We start from the raw sequence: 14,936 nt of genomic DNA, 5'->3' as shown, positions 1-14,936 counted from the left end.
TTGTTAATGTATTTCTCTATCGCGTCAACGCTGTGTTTCAGCGGCGACTTAAATAATATAACATACCGTTCAGATCAATGCAACACTTTTTTTCTTTTTTTATTTCATAGATTTTATATACGTAATAAATCTATCAAAATCCATTGAAATAATATAGATAGTGATAAAATAAAACGTATGGATATATTATCACATATACAACGAATTAACAATTAATTTACAACTTTTCGTTTACTTCTTGTTCACATTCCTTCGTTTCCTCATTCTTCTCCTCTTAATTTAAAGCAAGAGGCCAGCCTTTCAAGATAGGCCGGCCTCCTTTTTAACAATAAGGATCTGTGATCCTGTCTGTATTAACTAAGACTGTATCCAGGGATTACGACGTTTTTTGGTTGAATTACGTTTCTCCGACTCTGAGTTACGTCTTCCATTTGCAGAAGAAACAGATACTTTGGATGTTCTTTTACCACTTGATTTGCTTGTTCTGCGTTTTGCCGTGCCGGTTTTTGCAGAAGCTTGCTTGGTTTTGCCTCCTGCATCCGTTACTTCTTCTCCCGATACATTGGACTGGCTTAAATCCGCTTCTTCACGTCCACCTTTTTTAGTTCCAACATTGCCTTGAGCTGGGTACAGTTCCCCAAAAGCTCCGAGAGGAGATGGGGGCACCATGTTTTGTGAAGGATACGGATTCTGATATGCATACTCTACGGGCTGGTTTGGTACACTGTTTGGCCCCATATGCGTCTGTACACCGTACGGGTCATATGAACCATACATTCCCCAAGCAGGATCCTGATAATTGTATCCAGGGTGACCGTAATGCGGGTGATGCATATGTCCGCCACATCCACAAGGTGGATAAGGAAGTGTTGAGTAAGGGGAAATAAACGGCTGCTGGTTCATATGTGTATCAGCAACAAATGGAGGGAACGGGCTGTTGACTTGTGCAGCGGGTGCGACTGGATAAAAATTTTCCTGCTGATGTTCAGGAGCCAAATTTGGCGTATAGTTATTGTGGTTCTGCTCTGTCCATTGACCTTGGTAAGAAGGGCTCACCGAATAAGGAGTAGCTTCAGGTAACCCTGGGAACCCAGAATTGTGATTAAACCCAGCAATATGTGATGATTCAGGAGCAGCATAAACCTCTTGCACAGGGACAGGGATTTGAGCATATGGATGCTCAGCCGGCGCATGATGCATTTTTTTTCCACAGCCACAAGGAGATTTGGTCGCAGGTGAAACGTCAGACGGCGACTTCGTATTAGGGATGACTGGTAGCGGCATAATTTCAGGAGAAAGATTAGGCATAGTATATGTTGGCACTTCAGGCAAAGGCTGTACTTCGGCAACTGGGGCGACCTGTTCTTTTTTCTCAGGTGCCTTCTCCGGTTTAACCTCAGGGAGCTCAGGTAACTGCGGCAGTACTTCCAATTCAGGCATCACATTTGGGATGACAGGATTTGCTGGTAAAGGTGCTGGAGTAGGAGCTGGCGTCTCTTCTACTGCCTTAGGTATTTCTGGTGCTGGTGCTGGTGGTGCTGGCTCTTCTTTGACACCTGTATATTCCTTGCCTTCAGGTGAAAGCTTTTCATGAGCAGCAACATTACCCGTACTGCTTCCTGTAACCGTATTTCCCTGAACAGGTTGGGACGGGATATAGACTGTCTCTCCTACAAGCAGGGCGTTCGGGTTTTTCAACTGAGGGTTTGCGTTGATCATATCCTTCAAAGAGACTCCCCAAGCCTGAGACAGCTTCCATAAAGAATCACCCTGCTGGACTTTGTGACTGTGCAGTATTCCTTCTGGTTTTGGTGTTACTGGATCTGCAGGAATTTTAACTTTCATACCGATATCCAGCTTGTCGGGATCAGTAATTTGCGGATTAGCCGCAATAATTTTGTCCAGGCCCACATTATATTTTTGGGACAGTAAATATAGCGTGTCGCCTTTTTTCACCATGTGTATTTTCACGGGGAACTAACCTCCTAGACGTGTTACTTGGGCAGTGCATTCGCCCATACCGTTACTACATCCTATGCAGAAACTGGGCTAATGACATCATCTAAACAAAAAAAATCCTCCCCGCCTCCAAAACCCGCACCCTAAGTAGGATGCTGATCTTATTGGACAAGAAGGATATTGCACTTCAATTTGTTTAGAAGGGTTAAGCTTCCCAAACCTTATAGCCGTCTTTATCTACAATTTGACGGAACGCTTCGAGCAATCTCAATGTGACTGGGCCTGCTACACCCGAACCAATTGTTCTTCCATCAACCTCATATGCAGCGATGACTTCTGCGGCTGTCCCCGTGAAAAAGACTTCGTCAGCGATATACACATCATGCAGGGTAAAAGGAACTTCTTTTAACTCCAGATCGAGTTCACCACACAGGTCAATAATTGCCTGACGCGTAATACCTTCCAGAGCTCCGAGGTAACAAGGCGGTGTGTAGACTACCCCATTTTTGATAATGAAAATGTTGTCACTTGATCCTTCGGTAACATATCCTTGGGAATTCAGCATGATTGCTTCGCCAACACCTGCATAGTTGGACTGGATTTTAACAAGTATGTTATTCAGATAATTTAATGATTTGATTTTGGGATTCAGTGCATCCGGGATATTCCGGCGTTGAGATACAGATACGGCCTTTAACCCTGTAAGATATGCTTCCTCAGGATAAATCGCCAGCTGCTCCACAATAATAATAACAGACGCTTTCGGGCAGCGCAGCGGATCCAGACCCAGATTACCAGGTCCACGAGATACGATTAAACGGATATAGCCGTTACGCATATCATTGCGGCGAACTGTTTCTGCCATTACTTCTAGCATTTCATCATAGGATAAAGGAATGTTCAAACTGATCGATTTTGCCGAATCGTACAAACGGTCCAAATGCGCTTTGCATCTGAAAATATTACCGTTATAAATACGGATACCTTCGAAAATTCCGTCCCCATACAAAAAGCCGTGATCATACACGGAAACGGTTGCGTTCTCCTTGGTTACATATTGACCATCCAGATAAATCCACTGTTCTGACATGGATAACTGCACCTCCGTTTAATTTCCAATCATTAATTCCCGAATCTTGAATTCTTCCATAACATTGTACAACATGTGGCCAGCTTTTACGTTCACGTTTACCTATCTCAGTGCCAATCCTCAACAGATCCTACCCATTTATCAGGTGGTTTTCAAAGAAGGATATGTATAACAGGGATAGCTGCCCAGAACACGAACCTGACAATTCAATGCCTCGATCTCAGCCATGGCTGCTGTGAGCAATACGGATTCTACGGTTTCCTCAACATCGATATAAAAATAGTAACTGCCCAGCCTTTTCTTCGTAGGACGAGACTCCAGCCTAGTCAAATTCAGCTTTCTCCAGGCGAATGCGGACAATACCTGATGCAGAGCACCAGGTGCATCTTCAGGCAGTGTAACCAGCAAACTTGTTTTCACATGATCTGGCTCACGTTGAATCTGTACTGGCTCATGACCAATAAGTACAAAACGGGTGTAATTGTTATCATGATCAGTCACCCGTTCAGCCATGATATCCAATCCATGCTTTTGTGCAGCAAGGCGGGTGCCAATAGCGGCCCAGCCCTTTCCGGGATTCTTTTTTACCAACTCGACCGCTTCTGCCGTACTATTGACGCCCTCAAGCTCAGCATTCGGCGAATGAAGACGGATAAAGTTCTGGCACTGCGGTATAGCTACCGGATGGGACATGATCTTGGTGATTTTGCTGAAGTCGTATGCCCCGTTCCCGTCAGCGAACTCGGAACCATGTCCAATCACATTTTGTATGGAGGGATACACCCACTCCGCTTGCATTGGAATATCCACTTCGTTAACCAGCCAGTCCATATGCAAACTAACGGAGCCTTCAATTGTATTTTCAATAGGAATGACGCTATATTGTGACTTGCCACTATCCGTGGCGCGAAACACATCAGAAATCAGCTTGGAATGAAGCAGCTCGAGCGGTTCCCCATTAAACAGAAATTCTACAGCCTCATGGGAGACGGAGCCTTCAGGTAATACGGCAATTCGTTTCATGCTTTAACTTCCCCTTTAATTCTGTCCAAAAAAGGACGTTCATCTTGATCAGGCAGTACGGTTACACCGTCCAGGTCCGGATCCAGCCATAGCGGCGTTGCATTAATGCCTTCCTTGCCCATGGTCTCCATCAAATACTGTTCCAGCTCGGCTTTGCGGGGATCATGCCGATCCACCAATGTCAGAACAGTTGGTCCGGCTCCACTTAGTGCAGCTCCCAAAGCACCATGTTCTACAGCATGTTCCAATATTTCAGTCATGCCGGGTACCAAAGATGCTCGGTATGGTTGGTGAATACGATCCAGCATCGCCCTTTGTATCATATCCAGTCGCCCGCTTGCCAGCGCTGCAACCAGCAGAGAAGACCTGCTGATATTATGCACGACATCCGACTTGTCAAATTGCTGTGGAACGACATTTCTTGCTTTGGAAGTCGATAGTTCGAAGTCTGGCACAATGACCAACGTCTGTAAATCCTGATGCGGCTCAATACGGATGTGATCCACACGACTGCCATCCCAAGCAGCCGCAATAATACCCCCATATAGAGAAGCCCCCACATTATCCGGGTGCTTTTCGAGCGAAGTAGCCATATCCATTAGCTTATCGTCCGATAGCGGAGAACCAATTAATGCGTTCGCGGCAGCCAAAGCACCAACAATGGCAGATGCGCTGCTTCCCAGTCCGCGGGTAAGAGGAATATCCGAAAACATGGAAATCTCCAGTTCAGGAACAGACACGCCTGCTTCATTGAATACCATCTGTGCGACTTCGTAGATTAGATTGGATCTATCCGTTGGCAAACCATTCAGATGATCTCCATACAGATGAAACACCGTCTGTTCGGACGGCTTCATCTCAATCCAGGCATACAAAGACAATGCCATGCCCAGGGTATCGAACCCTGGACCCAGATTGGCTGTACTTGCAGGTACTTTTACTGTAACTCGTTGCTGCAAACTCATACGGATTGCTGCTCCAGCTGTGCAATAGCCGCCATAACCGCTTCTTCCGAATCATCTACTACAAGCGGCTCTGTTGCTACCGTTTTGATCGCGATGTTCGGATCTTTCAAACCATGACCCGTCAAGACACATACAACCGTCTCTCCGCCTTTAAAGTATCCTTCCTGCTTCAATTTATATACTCCTGCAACCGAAGCAGCCGATGCCGGTTCAGCGAAGATCCCTTCCCGTGCTGCAATTGTACGATATGCTGTCAAAATTTCCTCGTCCGTTACATAATTGATCTGTCCACCGGACTCTTCAGCCGCACTCACAGCGGTCTTCCAGCTAGCCGGGTTACCAATGCGGATCGCAGTGGCCACAGTTTCAGGCTCAAGAATCGGCTCTCCCTTAACGATTGCCATCGCGCCTTCTGCTTCAAATCCAACCATCCTCGGCAAGGAATCCGATTTTCCCGCCTCTTTGTATTCTTTGAAGCCTTTCCAGTAAGCAGAGATATTCCCTGCATTGCCGACTGGAATTGCCAGTACGTCAGGTGCCTGGCCCAGTTGATCAACCACTTCAAATGCAGCTGTTTTTTGACCTTCGATGCGATAAGGATTCACAGAGTTCACCAGTGTGATGGGGTGCTTCGCTGTAATCTCACGTACAATTTCCAGTGCACGGTCGAAGTTACCGTTAATCGCAATCACTTTGGCCCCGTAGATCATGGCCTGTGCCAACTTGCCCAGTGCGATGTTATTGTTAGGAATCAATACGATACAGTTCAGACCACCACGTGCAGCATATGCTGCAGCAGCTGCAGAAGTATTACCTGTGGAGGCACACATGATGGTACGGCTGCCCTCTTCCATTGCTTTCGCAACAGCCATTACCATACCGCGGTCTTTGAAAGAACCACTTGGATTCAAGCCTTCGTATTTGAAATATAGATTCAGTCCAAGTTCCTTGGACAGATTTTCGGCGTGAATCAGTGGGGTGTTTCCTTCCTGAAGCGTAAGCATAGGTGTATTTTCATTAACCGGAAGGTACTCTTTGTACGTTTGCAGCAATCCTTGATATCTCATTGTAGTAAGCTCCTTTATGATTAAGTATTACGAATATGAAGACCTGAATTTATAGTATTAAAAATCGCAATTCAATTTTACCTAGCAATTCGAACTGTACAGAATTAGAAAAATGAACCTTACCCCTCAACCCGATATACACTCTTGATGCGGCGTATGACGCTAAGAGATTCAAAGTGTTTCAACACTTTATCCATGCTTGCCTTGCTTGCATTATGAGTAACGATGATGATCTCGGCATCCGGGTTATGCTCGTTCGGCTGTTGAACGACCGAAGCCAGGCTGACTTCATACTCGGCAAAAATCTGCGTAATTTGCGCCAAAACGCCCGCTTTGTCGTCCACGTGCAGTAAAATGAAGTTCTTAGACATAATCTGTCCATCGCTTTGCAGACGCTTCTGCTTGTAAGGAACGATGGCTTTAAGTCCGTTTACGCCAAGCTTCAAATTTTTGATCACAGCTACCAGATCTGCAACAACGGAAGTGGCTGTTGGAAGTTCCCCTGCACCCGCACCATAGAACATCGTTTCGCCTACTGCTTCCCCATGTACATACACCGCATTAAACACGCCATTAACGGAGGCAATCGGGTGACTCTGTCTTACCATGGTAGGCTGAACACTGATATTGATCTCATCATCACGGCAATCCGCAATTCCAAGCAGTTTCATCTCATACCCAAGTCTTCTGGCATACGTAATGTCCTCACGGGTTACGGAAGAAATACCACTAACCGCCACATCTTGGAGCTCCACATTGGTGCGGAAACCCAGTGTTCCCAGTATTGCCATTTTGCGCGCGGCATCCAGTCCCTCCACATCCGAAGTTGGATCGGCTTCTGCATAACCCAGAGCCTGTGCCTCTGCAAGAACCTCTTCATAAGAAGCGCCTTCCTGGCTCATTTTGGTCAAAATAAAGTTCGTTGTTCCGTTCACAATACCCATAATACGGGTAATCCGGTCAGAGGAGAAACCTTCAATCAGGGTGCGGATAATGGGAATCCCACCGGCTACACTGGCTTCATAGAAGACATCACATTTCTTCTCCTGTGCCTTCGCCAAAATCTCGGAGCCATGGAGAGCCATCAGGTCCTTATTGGCCGTGACAATATGTTTCCCCCGCTCCAGCGCTTCAAGAATGTACTCCTTCGTCTGTTCGATACCACCCATAACCTCCACGATCACATCGATGTCCGGGTGGCGAATCACTTCCCACGGATCTTCTGTCAGTTTGGCTCGATCCACTGCAATGACGCGATCCTTAACCGTATTTTTTACAGAAATCTTCTCGATAACAATTGGTGAGCCGACCTGACTGCTCAGATCCTCCTGGTTCCCTTCCACGATGCGAACAACCCCGGTACCTACTGTTCCGAGTCCCAATAATCCTACTTTTACCGGTTTCACTAACGATCTACCCCCTAATGTCTTTTATGTCTGCCACCTCTGTACACTCTCAATGTACAATGAAGCAGTTTTTTTCATATATCCGGACGTTATGAGATAAAATCCAGTTAGCCCTGACCTACAATCCGTGTGCGCCGAACCCCCGGCATATCCTGCATCCGATCCAACATTTCACCGATTTCTCCGTGAAGATGTGACGTCTCTACCGATATAACGACATTGGCTCTTCCTTGAAGCGGGATACTCTGATTAATCGTGAGTACGTTGGCTCCATATCCAGCCACATGTCCCAACACGCGAGACAATATACCAGACTGATGCTCCAGATCAATCGATATAGTGACGATTCTTTCCCGTTCCAATTGGTTGATGAGGTGAATTCCATCCTTATACTTGTAAAAAGCACTTCGGCTTAATCCGACCTGCTCTACCGCTTCATGCACTGTTTTGACATCCCCCGAAGCAAGCAGCTCTTTCACCTGCATTGTCTTCACCACGGCTTCCGGCAAAATGTCTTCCCGTACTAAGTAATAGCGTTCGTTCACAGAACGTCCTCTCCTCAAAGACTCATGTTTTCATATAGTGGACATTATATCGGATCTATACTAAAAGGGCAATACGTTACATGTCTATTTTTTCAAATCGGTTTCTCAAAGTATACAAGGTTCTCCCTGCCTCATGTTAGGAAAAAACAAAAAAAACGCAGAGCAGCGGGTCATTTCCCACTTCTCTGCGTTTACATGTTCTTTATATTTGCCCAGCCATACATTAAAGTTTACTTACCAAACTTAATAGTAGCTGCTGCCTTCTACGAATTCAAATTCGAAATCGCCAATGCGCACAATCGTGCCTTCTACAGCACCACGTTTACGGAGCTCTTCATCCACACCCATATAACGCAATGTACGCGCAAGTTTAAGGATGGCCTCATGCGAGTTCAGCTGCATCCGTTTCATCATGCGATCAATCTTGGCACTCTCAACAACAAAGATCTCATTCTCCCGCACAATACGGAAACCTTCGTCCTCTTTCTTATCCAAGCTGTACACTTTGCGTTCAGATATGTCCGCTACTTCTTCCACCACGACTTCGTCCGGAATCTGATCAAGCAGATCCGCCGCACGATACAGGAGTTCCTGAATTCCTCTGCGAGTCAGGGAAGAGATTGGCATGATTTCAATATCCGGCTGAACTTCACGAACCTTTTGCATAAATTGCTCCAGATTCTCTTCCGATTCCGGCATATCCATTTTGTTCGCTGCTACAATCTGAGGTCTCTCCGCGAGTACCGGATTGTACAACTTCAGTTCTTCGTTGATTTTGACCCAGTCCTCAAACGGATCGCGTCCTTCCGAGCCAGACATATCCACAACGTGAATAATGATGCGGGTACGTTCGACATGGCGCAAAAACTCATGTCCAAGTCCGATGCCTTCATGAGCACCTTCAATCAGTCCTGGCAAGTCGGCCATAACGAAGCTGCGTCCTTCACCTACACCCACTACGCCCAGGTTAGGTGTAATGGTCGTAAAGTGATAGGCTCCGATCTTCGGCTTCGCCGCCGATACAACGGACAACAGGGTAGATTTCCCGACACTCGGAAAACCAACCAAACCCACATCCGCCATAACTTTAAGCTCTAGCACAATATAGCGTTCTTCGCCCTCTTCACCATTTTCGGCAAGTTCAGGAGCTGGATTATTTGGTGTGGCAAACCGGATATTCCCCCGGCCGCCCCGGCCACCACGTGCAACGACAACCTGTTGACCATGACGCGTCAGGTCTGCCAATACTTCTCCACTGTCTTCATCCAAAATCACAGTCCCAGGTGGAATACGCACAATCATGTTCTCAGCGTTCGCACCATGCTGACTTTTATTGCGCCCCTTCTCACCACGAGGGGCCTTGAAGTGACGCTGGTAACGGAAATCCATCAATGTACGCAAACCTTCATCCACGCGGAAAATGATGTCAGCTCCTCTGCCTCCATCACCCCCGGCAGGTCCGCCGTTTGGTACATACTTCTCACGACGGAACGAAATAATTCCGTCCCCTCCGTCTCCGGCTTTTACATAAATCTTCGCTTTATCTACAAACATGGCTACCCCTTCTTCCTATATTCCACACGGCATTCTAAATTGTATAAACGTGTCTTCAGACGGAAGCTGCTCCGTTCTGACTTTTTTTCCTTTTAGTACGGCATTAAGCTGCCGTAATGTTTCCGGATCGGGTGTTTGATCCCCGTCCAGCCGAACAACCACATCCCCATGGTCTTGTCCGAAGTTCAAGGTCAGTTTGCGAACCTCTCCCCAAGACGACCGGCCGCCACCGTATTGATAGGCTCTGATTGCATCTGCAATTGCGCCCGTAAGCGACTCGCCATCCTCGGGAGAGATCAGAGCACTAAGCTGCAATTCTTCCTCGACTTCCACATGCAATTCCAGAGCGGCGCCACTGGCACGGAAAGACTGGAGATAAAAAACGAGTGAGGGAATGCCTAATTTAGAAATCCGACTTTCCTCGGTTACCCGTTCTTTTATTCTTTCCACACATTGCACGGATTTATCAAGTTTGCCCAGCCGAAGATATCCATATAACACCTGAAGATCATTCATCCAATCATGCCGATGATGATTTAGTGATGCAATTGCTGTCTTTTCCATAGATTGTATGATGGTTCTGCGTTCCGCTTCCGCCTGTCTCTTCATCACATTCATTGAAACAAAGATTACGGCCACGGACCACAATGCGCATACAGCACTCGAAATGGCTGCCGGATACAGCATAACGAAAACCAAAGGAATCAGAAGTGAACATGCCGCAATCCACGGCACTCTTTTCCAAGATTTCATGGCTTCTCCCCGTTCTACAAAACTCGGTTGGTTTTAAACCCCACCGTAACCAAGTATAACATGTCTTTTCTGCCAGTTCATTATCGAAAACATCTATACCAACCCTAAATACAAAGAGCCTCCGGCAAAATTGCCGAAGGCTCCTTAGGCGGAATGCCGATATTATGCTTTTACTGCAGCTGCTACTGGAGCAACGTCCACAGGGTAAATGCTTACTTTTTTGCGATCGCGTCCCCAACGTTCGAATTTCACAACGCCGTCCACTTTCGCAAACAAAGTGTCATCTTTACCGATACCCACGTTCGTACCTGGGTGAATTTTTGTTCCGCGTTGGCGAACAAGAATGCTACCACCAGTTACTGTTTGACCGTCAGCACGCTTAACGCCAAGGCGTTGCGCTCTACTGTCACGACCGTTCTTCGTGGAACCTACACCTTTTTTCGATGCGAATAACTGAAGATTTAATTTCAACATGATTGGTTGTCCTCCTTCTTTACTTATTTGAGTTGCTCTATCTTAATATACTTCCCGTATGACTCTGCAATATCAGTGAGCATAAGAACCATAGATTCGAGCAGCAATTGCACCTGGGACCAAGTTCCGTCTCTCTCTAGCACTGGCAAAGAAGCGCTTAAAAAGCCATTCTTCATTTTGGCATCCATCTCGACACCAGTCAATGCTTCGATCGAATTCACTGTACCCACTGTAACAGCGGATACCCCGGCACATACGATATCTTCTCCCCGCTTGGCATAATTGGCATGCCCTTTGATGGAAAAGCGATCGATGCTCTCGTCATCGTTACGAAAGATTTGAACGATAATCACTTATCGCACCCTCTTACGCTTGGATTTTCTCGATAGTTACTTTAGTGTACGGTTGACGGTGACCTTGCTTCACATGGTAGTTCTTTTTCGGTTTGTATTTGTATACAACAACCTTTTGACCTTTGCCATGTTTCTCCACTTTAGCCGTTACAGTAGCTCCGGAAACCAATGGTGTACCTGCTGTCAAACCTTGATCGTTAGATACAGCCAGGACACGGTCGAACGTTACGCTTTCGCCATCGTTCGCAGTCAATTTCTCGATGAACAGAACATCGCCCTCTTGGACTTTGTACTGTTTGCCGCCTGTTTCAATAATTGCGTACATTTGCCTTGCACCTCCTCATGTCTCAGACTCGCCCGGTCTCAGGTGACAGCCTCCTTGCGGAGCTGTTCTTGTACCCGGCCAGTGCGGTTACAGCATGTGCAAGACCAATAGGCTAAACACATACCTGATGATTATATCATCATCCCAAGTAAAAATCAATGCAATGGTGAAATATATCTTTTACCTGTCCCGTGACAAGAAGAACAGGGCTCCACATAAGGAAGTGTACTTTCTTCCCGGACTTTTTTACGTGTAAGTTCAAGCAGACCAAGCTTGGTCCAGCCCATGACAAAAGCCTTGGTTCGATCTTTTTTGAGTTCAGCCTCCAGCGCTGCAGCAACTTCCTGCCGATTGGTTGCTTCCTCCATATCGATAAAGTCCACAATGATCATGCCACCAATGTCCCGCAAACGCATTAATCGTGCAATTTCGACGGCTGCCTGCATGTTGGTTTCTGTTACGGTTTCTTCCAGACTATCCCCGCCGCCTCCGGTGAATTTGCCTGTATTAACGTCCACCACGGTAAGTGCCTCTGTATGATCAATGACGATGTAACCGCCGCCGGGGAGCCATACTTTGCGTGCAAAATCCTTATTGAGCTGCTCTTGAACACCATACGCAGCAAAGATGGACTCTGCGCCCCGGTAAACCTGTACCTTCGGCTGATGACCCGGACAGATCTCCTCCAGCAAAGCCCTCACCTCCCGGGCTTGTCCTTCACTATCTGTAATAACCTCATCGCTGCCTGGAGTATACACATCCCGAATAATTCGCTGAACCATACTGTGATCCCGATGCAACAGGCTCGGTGAAGGCAAACTGTCTGCTTTTTCGCATATCAAACGCCACTGCTCACGCAACGATTCCAAGTCAGCCTCTATGGCCTCCCGCTGCTCTTCTGCGGATACGGTTCGAATGATCAGCCCTTCCTCCCCACGTCTGAGCTGATCTCCCAATGCCTTAAGACGGGAGCGATCCCCTTCGCGGGCAATCTTCTTCGAGACGGCTATGTAGTCCGCTATCGGCATGTAGACAAGCCATCGGCCCGGTAGTGAGTAATGTGTCGTCACCCGGGCTCCTTTGCTTCCTACCGGCTCTTTCAGAACCTGAACGATGACATCCTGACCTGGACGAAGCAATTCGGAGATTGAAGGTTTCACCTTGGGTTGTTTCTCCAAATGAGGGTGCAGGACATCATCCACATATAGAAAGGCATTTTTTTTCTGACCTATATCCACAAAAGCAGCCTGCATACCCGGTAGCACGTTGACGACTCGTCCTTTGAAAAACGAACCAAGCAGTCCGCGTTCGCGTGTACGTTCTGCTGTAAATTCCACAGCTTTGCCTTCTTCCAGAAGCGCCATTTGCATGAGGTTGTGTTCATTATGTACGATCATTTGTTTCATGGCTTGACCTCTAGAAGACAATTCAATTCATCCACATCCATTCTGTGTCTTTGCAATTCTCAATGTATATGTATTACCCCAAATCTGGACGAGTTCACCAACCTTATTACAGTTTATCTGTGTTCTGCTTGAAATAGGAACCGATAATTCGCTGTTCAGGCAAAACGGCCATAATTCGTCCCTGTCTGTTCATCACATATACCATATGATATTTCTCTCTCTTTAATAGACGCAGAATAGTGTCCAAAGGTTTCGCCGGAAATGAGATTATCGGCTGTGCCAAACTGCCTGTAGACGCATGATGGGCAAAAGCGCCTTCCCGATTCATCAAAAAGCGGATAAAGCGATAAGGTACGTTTCGATAATCGGTCACGTTGGAATAGAACAGAAAGAGACCAATGAGCAAGATATTCAGCGGGAGCCCGTAGTCTCCAGTGATCCATTTGCTGATGGCAAACAGAATAACCCCTGTACTGCATAAGATGCTAATCCGATAGGTCCACATTAATGTTGTATAGTAGGGAGCAATTAAACTGACGAGTGCCTGTACTATTTTACCGCCATCCAGCGGAAGTACGGGCAGCAGATTAAACAGGGCAATCAGCAGATTCCCTTGGATAATGTACGCCAAGAATACTGGATCTCCCAGGTTGGCGTACTGCAGCAGCATGGTGATCCCGACCATCACAATGTTTTGCAGAGGACCGGCCAGCGCAATGATGATTTCCCGCCCAGCCGTAAGCCGGCCCCCGTCTTCAATAACAGCCACACCGCCAAAAGGAAGCATCTGAATTGACAGGACACGGCAGCCCAGAAGGGCTGCCGCCGCAGCATGTCCACATTCATGAATAAATACGATTGCAAACAGGGTGATGAGTTCTATGAAATGTCCTGTAGCCAAGGAGGCCAGCATAATAATGACAAAAAACGGATGAAGCGAAATGCGTACACCCCACAACCTAATCAAGGGCAACCACTTCCGCAGGATCTACATACTCTTCGCCCTCTTTTACAGCGAAATATAGCGTGGCAGGTTGTTCTCCGCCTGTGGACTTGAGGCTGCCAACGACATTTCCGGCCTCCACCCAGTCATTTACTTCGACTTCACTCTCGTTCAATCGGCCATATATCGCAGTCAAGTTGCCAGTATGCTGGATGACTACGGTTATCCCATTCTCTGCATCGCCAAGAACTTGCAGAACTCGTCCTGCATCCGAACTGACGACCTGTACAAATCCAGTTCCTTCTGCTTCCGGGACGATCTCTATGCCCTTCATGCTCAGTGCAAAGGGTTGGACGATTGTCCCAGAGAGCGGTTTACCCAGCAATGATCTGACCCCCGAACCATTAACTGCATCTGTGGTATGGCCCAGCACAGGCAGGAAAGACGGTGTCCCGCCAAAGTGCCGTTCATACCAGAGCGCTGCCGAGGCAAAGTCCATGTCCCGATGCAGCGCATCTGCAATTACCGTTTTGGGTGAAGATGCCCATGACGCATTGAGTTGAAACAGTCCCCATACGGCTCCAAAAACCAATGCACTGACTACTGTTCTACGCACCAACGATTTCACCAGGTTAAAACGTGTATGGCCACCTGAACCGTAATGTCCGTTCTCTTTTTTCCACAGCCATTCGGGATCCCTTTCCTGTTCTGCCAGTAGTGATCCAACATGTTTTGTCTGATCCTGTATATCAAAAGAAGAAGTAGGTCTTGGCCTCTCGGCAATCTTCTTGCTCGGCCCCGAATTCGCTTCCTGCATAATCTCCATCGCAGCACCATCCAGCAACCGCCGTATCCGTTCTTCTCTTCTTTGCTTGATTCGAAGTTTCGTATTCATGGAATATCCTCCCGCCGAGGCTTGTTTAATACATCCTATGAAGAGCTCTTTCATAATATGAACAAGCTTCCGGGTCAAAGCAAAATAACTCCACCCAGGTGAGATCAACCTGCCGAGTGGAGTTTAATGTGGAGAAAAAAGATAGGGATTTCTGTGCTGAAAACATTAAAAAAGCCGG

15 protein-coding genes and 1 other annotated feature are annotated in these 14,936 nt (G+C 47.0%); all 15 genes read right to left on the bottom strand.

Annotated features, from left to right (window positions below):
• Positions 1–357 precede the first annotated feature (357 nt).
• Positions 358–1,971: a LysM peptidoglycan-binding domain-containing protein gene (locus CHH60_RS23615; RefSeq protein ID WP_095361441.1), complete on the bottom strand. Its 1,614-nt coding sequence runs from the start codon at positions 1,969–1,971 to the stop codon at positions 358–360.
• A 193-nt stretch (positions 1,972–2,164) separates the two neighbouring features.
• Positions 2,165–3,049, bottom strand: a complete 885-nt coding sequence (gene ilvE / locus CHH60_RS23610; RefSeq protein WP_095293327.1) for a branched-chain-amino-acid transaminase — start codon at positions 3,047–3,049, stop codon at positions 2,165–2,167.
• Positions 3,050–3,190: 141 nt separating this feature from the next.
• The gene (pheA, locus tag CHH60_RS23605) at positions 3,191–4,072 is read right to left on the bottom strand and encodes a prephenate dehydratase (protein ID WP_095361440.1); all 882 of its coding nucleotides are present in this window, start codon (positions 4,070–4,072) and stop codon (positions 3,191–3,193) included.
• On the bottom strand, positions 4,069–5,037 hold the full coding sequence (gene thrB, locus CHH60_RS23600; protein ID WP_095361439.1) for a homoserine kinase: 969 nt from the start codon (positions 5,035–5,037) through the stop codon (positions 4,069–4,071). Before thrB ends, pheA begins: the two co-directional genes overlap by 4 nt.
• Positions 5,034–6,104, bottom strand: a complete 1,071-nt coding sequence (gene thrC, locus CHH60_RS23595; RefSeq protein WP_095361438.1) for a threonine synthase — start codon at positions 6,102–6,104, stop codon at positions 5,034–5,036. Before thrC ends, thrB begins: the two co-directional genes overlap by 4 nt.
• A 119-nt stretch (positions 6,105–6,223) precedes the next feature.
• Complete coding sequence (locus CHH60_RS23590; protein WP_095361437.1) at positions 6,224–7,510, bottom strand: homoserine dehydrogenase; 1,287 nt, start codon at positions 7,508–7,510, stop codon at positions 6,224–6,226.
• Positions 7,511–7,617: 107 nt separating this feature from the next.
• Complete coding sequence (locus CHH60_RS23585) at positions 7,618–8,055, bottom strand: ACT domain-containing protein (RefSeq protein ID WP_024633956.1); 438 nt, start codon at positions 8,053–8,055, stop codon at positions 7,618–7,620.
• Positions 8,056–8,298: 243 nt separating this feature from the next.
• Positions 8,299–9,609, bottom strand: a complete 1,311-nt coding sequence (gene obgE, locus CHH60_RS23580) for a GTPase ObgE (protein ID WP_095361436.1) — start codon at positions 9,607–9,609, stop codon at positions 8,299–8,301.
• Positions 9,610–9,624: 15 nt separating this feature from the next.
• Complete coding sequence (locus tag CHH60_RS23575; protein ID WP_095361435.1) at positions 9,625–10,362, bottom strand: Spo0B domain-containing protein; 738 nt, start codon at positions 10,360–10,362, stop codon at positions 9,625–9,627.
• 162 nt (positions 10,363–10,524) lie between these two features.
• Positions 10,525–10,836, bottom strand: a complete 312-nt coding sequence (gene rpmA / locus CHH60_RS23570; RefSeq protein WP_095293321.1) for a 50S ribosomal protein L27 — start codon at positions 10,834–10,836, stop codon at positions 10,525–10,527.
• 23 nt (positions 10,837–10,859) lie between these two features.
• Entirely contained in the window at positions 10,860–11,189 is a 330-nt protein-coding gene (locus CHH60_RS23565) for a ribosomal-processing cysteine protease Prp (RefSeq protein WP_095293320.1), read from the bottom strand.
• Between the two features lie 13 nt (positions 11,190–11,202).
• On the bottom strand, positions 11,203–11,514 hold the full coding sequence (gene rplU, locus CHH60_RS23560) for a 50S ribosomal protein L21 (RefSeq protein WP_095293319.1): 312 nt from the start codon (positions 11,512–11,514) through the stop codon (positions 11,203–11,205).
• Between the two features lie 14 nt (positions 11,515–11,528).
• Positions 11,529–11,613 (bottom strand) — a sequence feature (ribosomal protein L21 leader region).
• 56 nt (positions 11,614–11,669) lie between these two features.
• On the bottom strand, positions 11,670–12,920 hold the full coding sequence (locus tag CHH60_RS23555) for an Rne/Rng family ribonuclease (protein ID WP_095361434.1): 1,251 nt from the start codon (positions 12,918–12,920) through the stop codon (positions 11,670–11,672).
• 106 nt (positions 12,921–13,026) lie between these two features.
• Positions 13,027–13,887, bottom strand: a complete 861-nt coding sequence (locus tag CHH60_RS23550) for a M50 family metallopeptidase (protein WP_095361433.1) — start codon at positions 13,885–13,887, stop codon at positions 13,027–13,029.
• Positions 13,880–14,758 (bottom strand): M23 family metallopeptidase, encoded by an 879-nt coding sequence (locus CHH60_RS23545; RefSeq protein ID WP_176476182.1) that lies wholly within the window; start codon positions 14,756–14,758, stop codon positions 13,880–13,882. The genes CHH60_RS23550 and CHH60_RS23545 overlap by 8 nt, the downstream gene beginning before the upstream one ends.
• Between the last annotated feature and the right edge of the window lie 178 nt (positions 14,759–14,936).

The organism is Paenibacillus sp. 7523-1, from assembly GCF_002276415.1.
In the GTDB taxonomy this organism is placed as follows: Bacteria; Bacillota; Bacilli; order Paenibacillales; family Paenibacillaceae; genus Paenibacillus; species Paenibacillus illinoisensis_A.
This window is presented reverse-complemented; position numbering and strand designations above follow the sequence as displayed.

Bases quoted from the DNA above. Each gene is read 5' to 3' on its own strand.
- ilvE (WP_095293327.1), bottom strand. From the start codon at position 3,049: ATGTCAGAACAGTGGATTTATCTGGATGGTCAATATGTAACCAAGGAG.
- pheA (WP_095361440.1), bottom strand. From the start codon at position 4,072: ATGAAACGAATTGCCGTATTACCTGAAGGCTCCGTCTCCCATGAGGCT.
- thrB (WP_095361439.1), bottom strand. From the start codon at position 5,037: ATGAGTTTGCAGCAACGAGTTACAGTAAAAGTACCTGCAAGTACAGCC.
- thrC (WP_095361438.1), bottom strand. From the start codon at position 6,104: ATGAGATATCAAGGATTGCTGCAAACGTACAAAGAGTACCTTCCGGTT.
- obgE (WP_095361436.1), bottom strand. From the start codon at position 9,609: ATGTTTGTAGATAAAGCGAAGATTTATGTAAAAGCCGGAGACGGAGGG.
- CHH60_RS23575 (WP_095361435.1), bottom strand. From the start codon at position 10,362: ATGAAATCTTGGAAAAGAGTGCCGTGGATTGCGGCATGTTCACTTCTG.
- rpmA (WP_095293321.1), bottom strand. From the start codon at position 10,836: ATGTTGAAATTAAATCTTCAGTTATTCGCATCGAAAAAAGGTGTAGGT.
- rplU (WP_095293319.1), bottom strand. From the start codon at position 11,514: ATGTACGCAATTATTGAAACAGGCGGCAAACAGTACAAAGTCCAAGAG.
- CHH60_RS23555 (WP_095361434.1), bottom strand. From the start codon at position 12,920: ATGAAACAAATGATCGTACATAATGAACACAACCTCATGCAAATGGCG.
- CHH60_RS23545 (WP_176476182.1), bottom strand. From the start codon at position 14,758: ATGAATACGAAACTTCGAATCAAGCAAAGAAGAGAAGAACGGATACGG.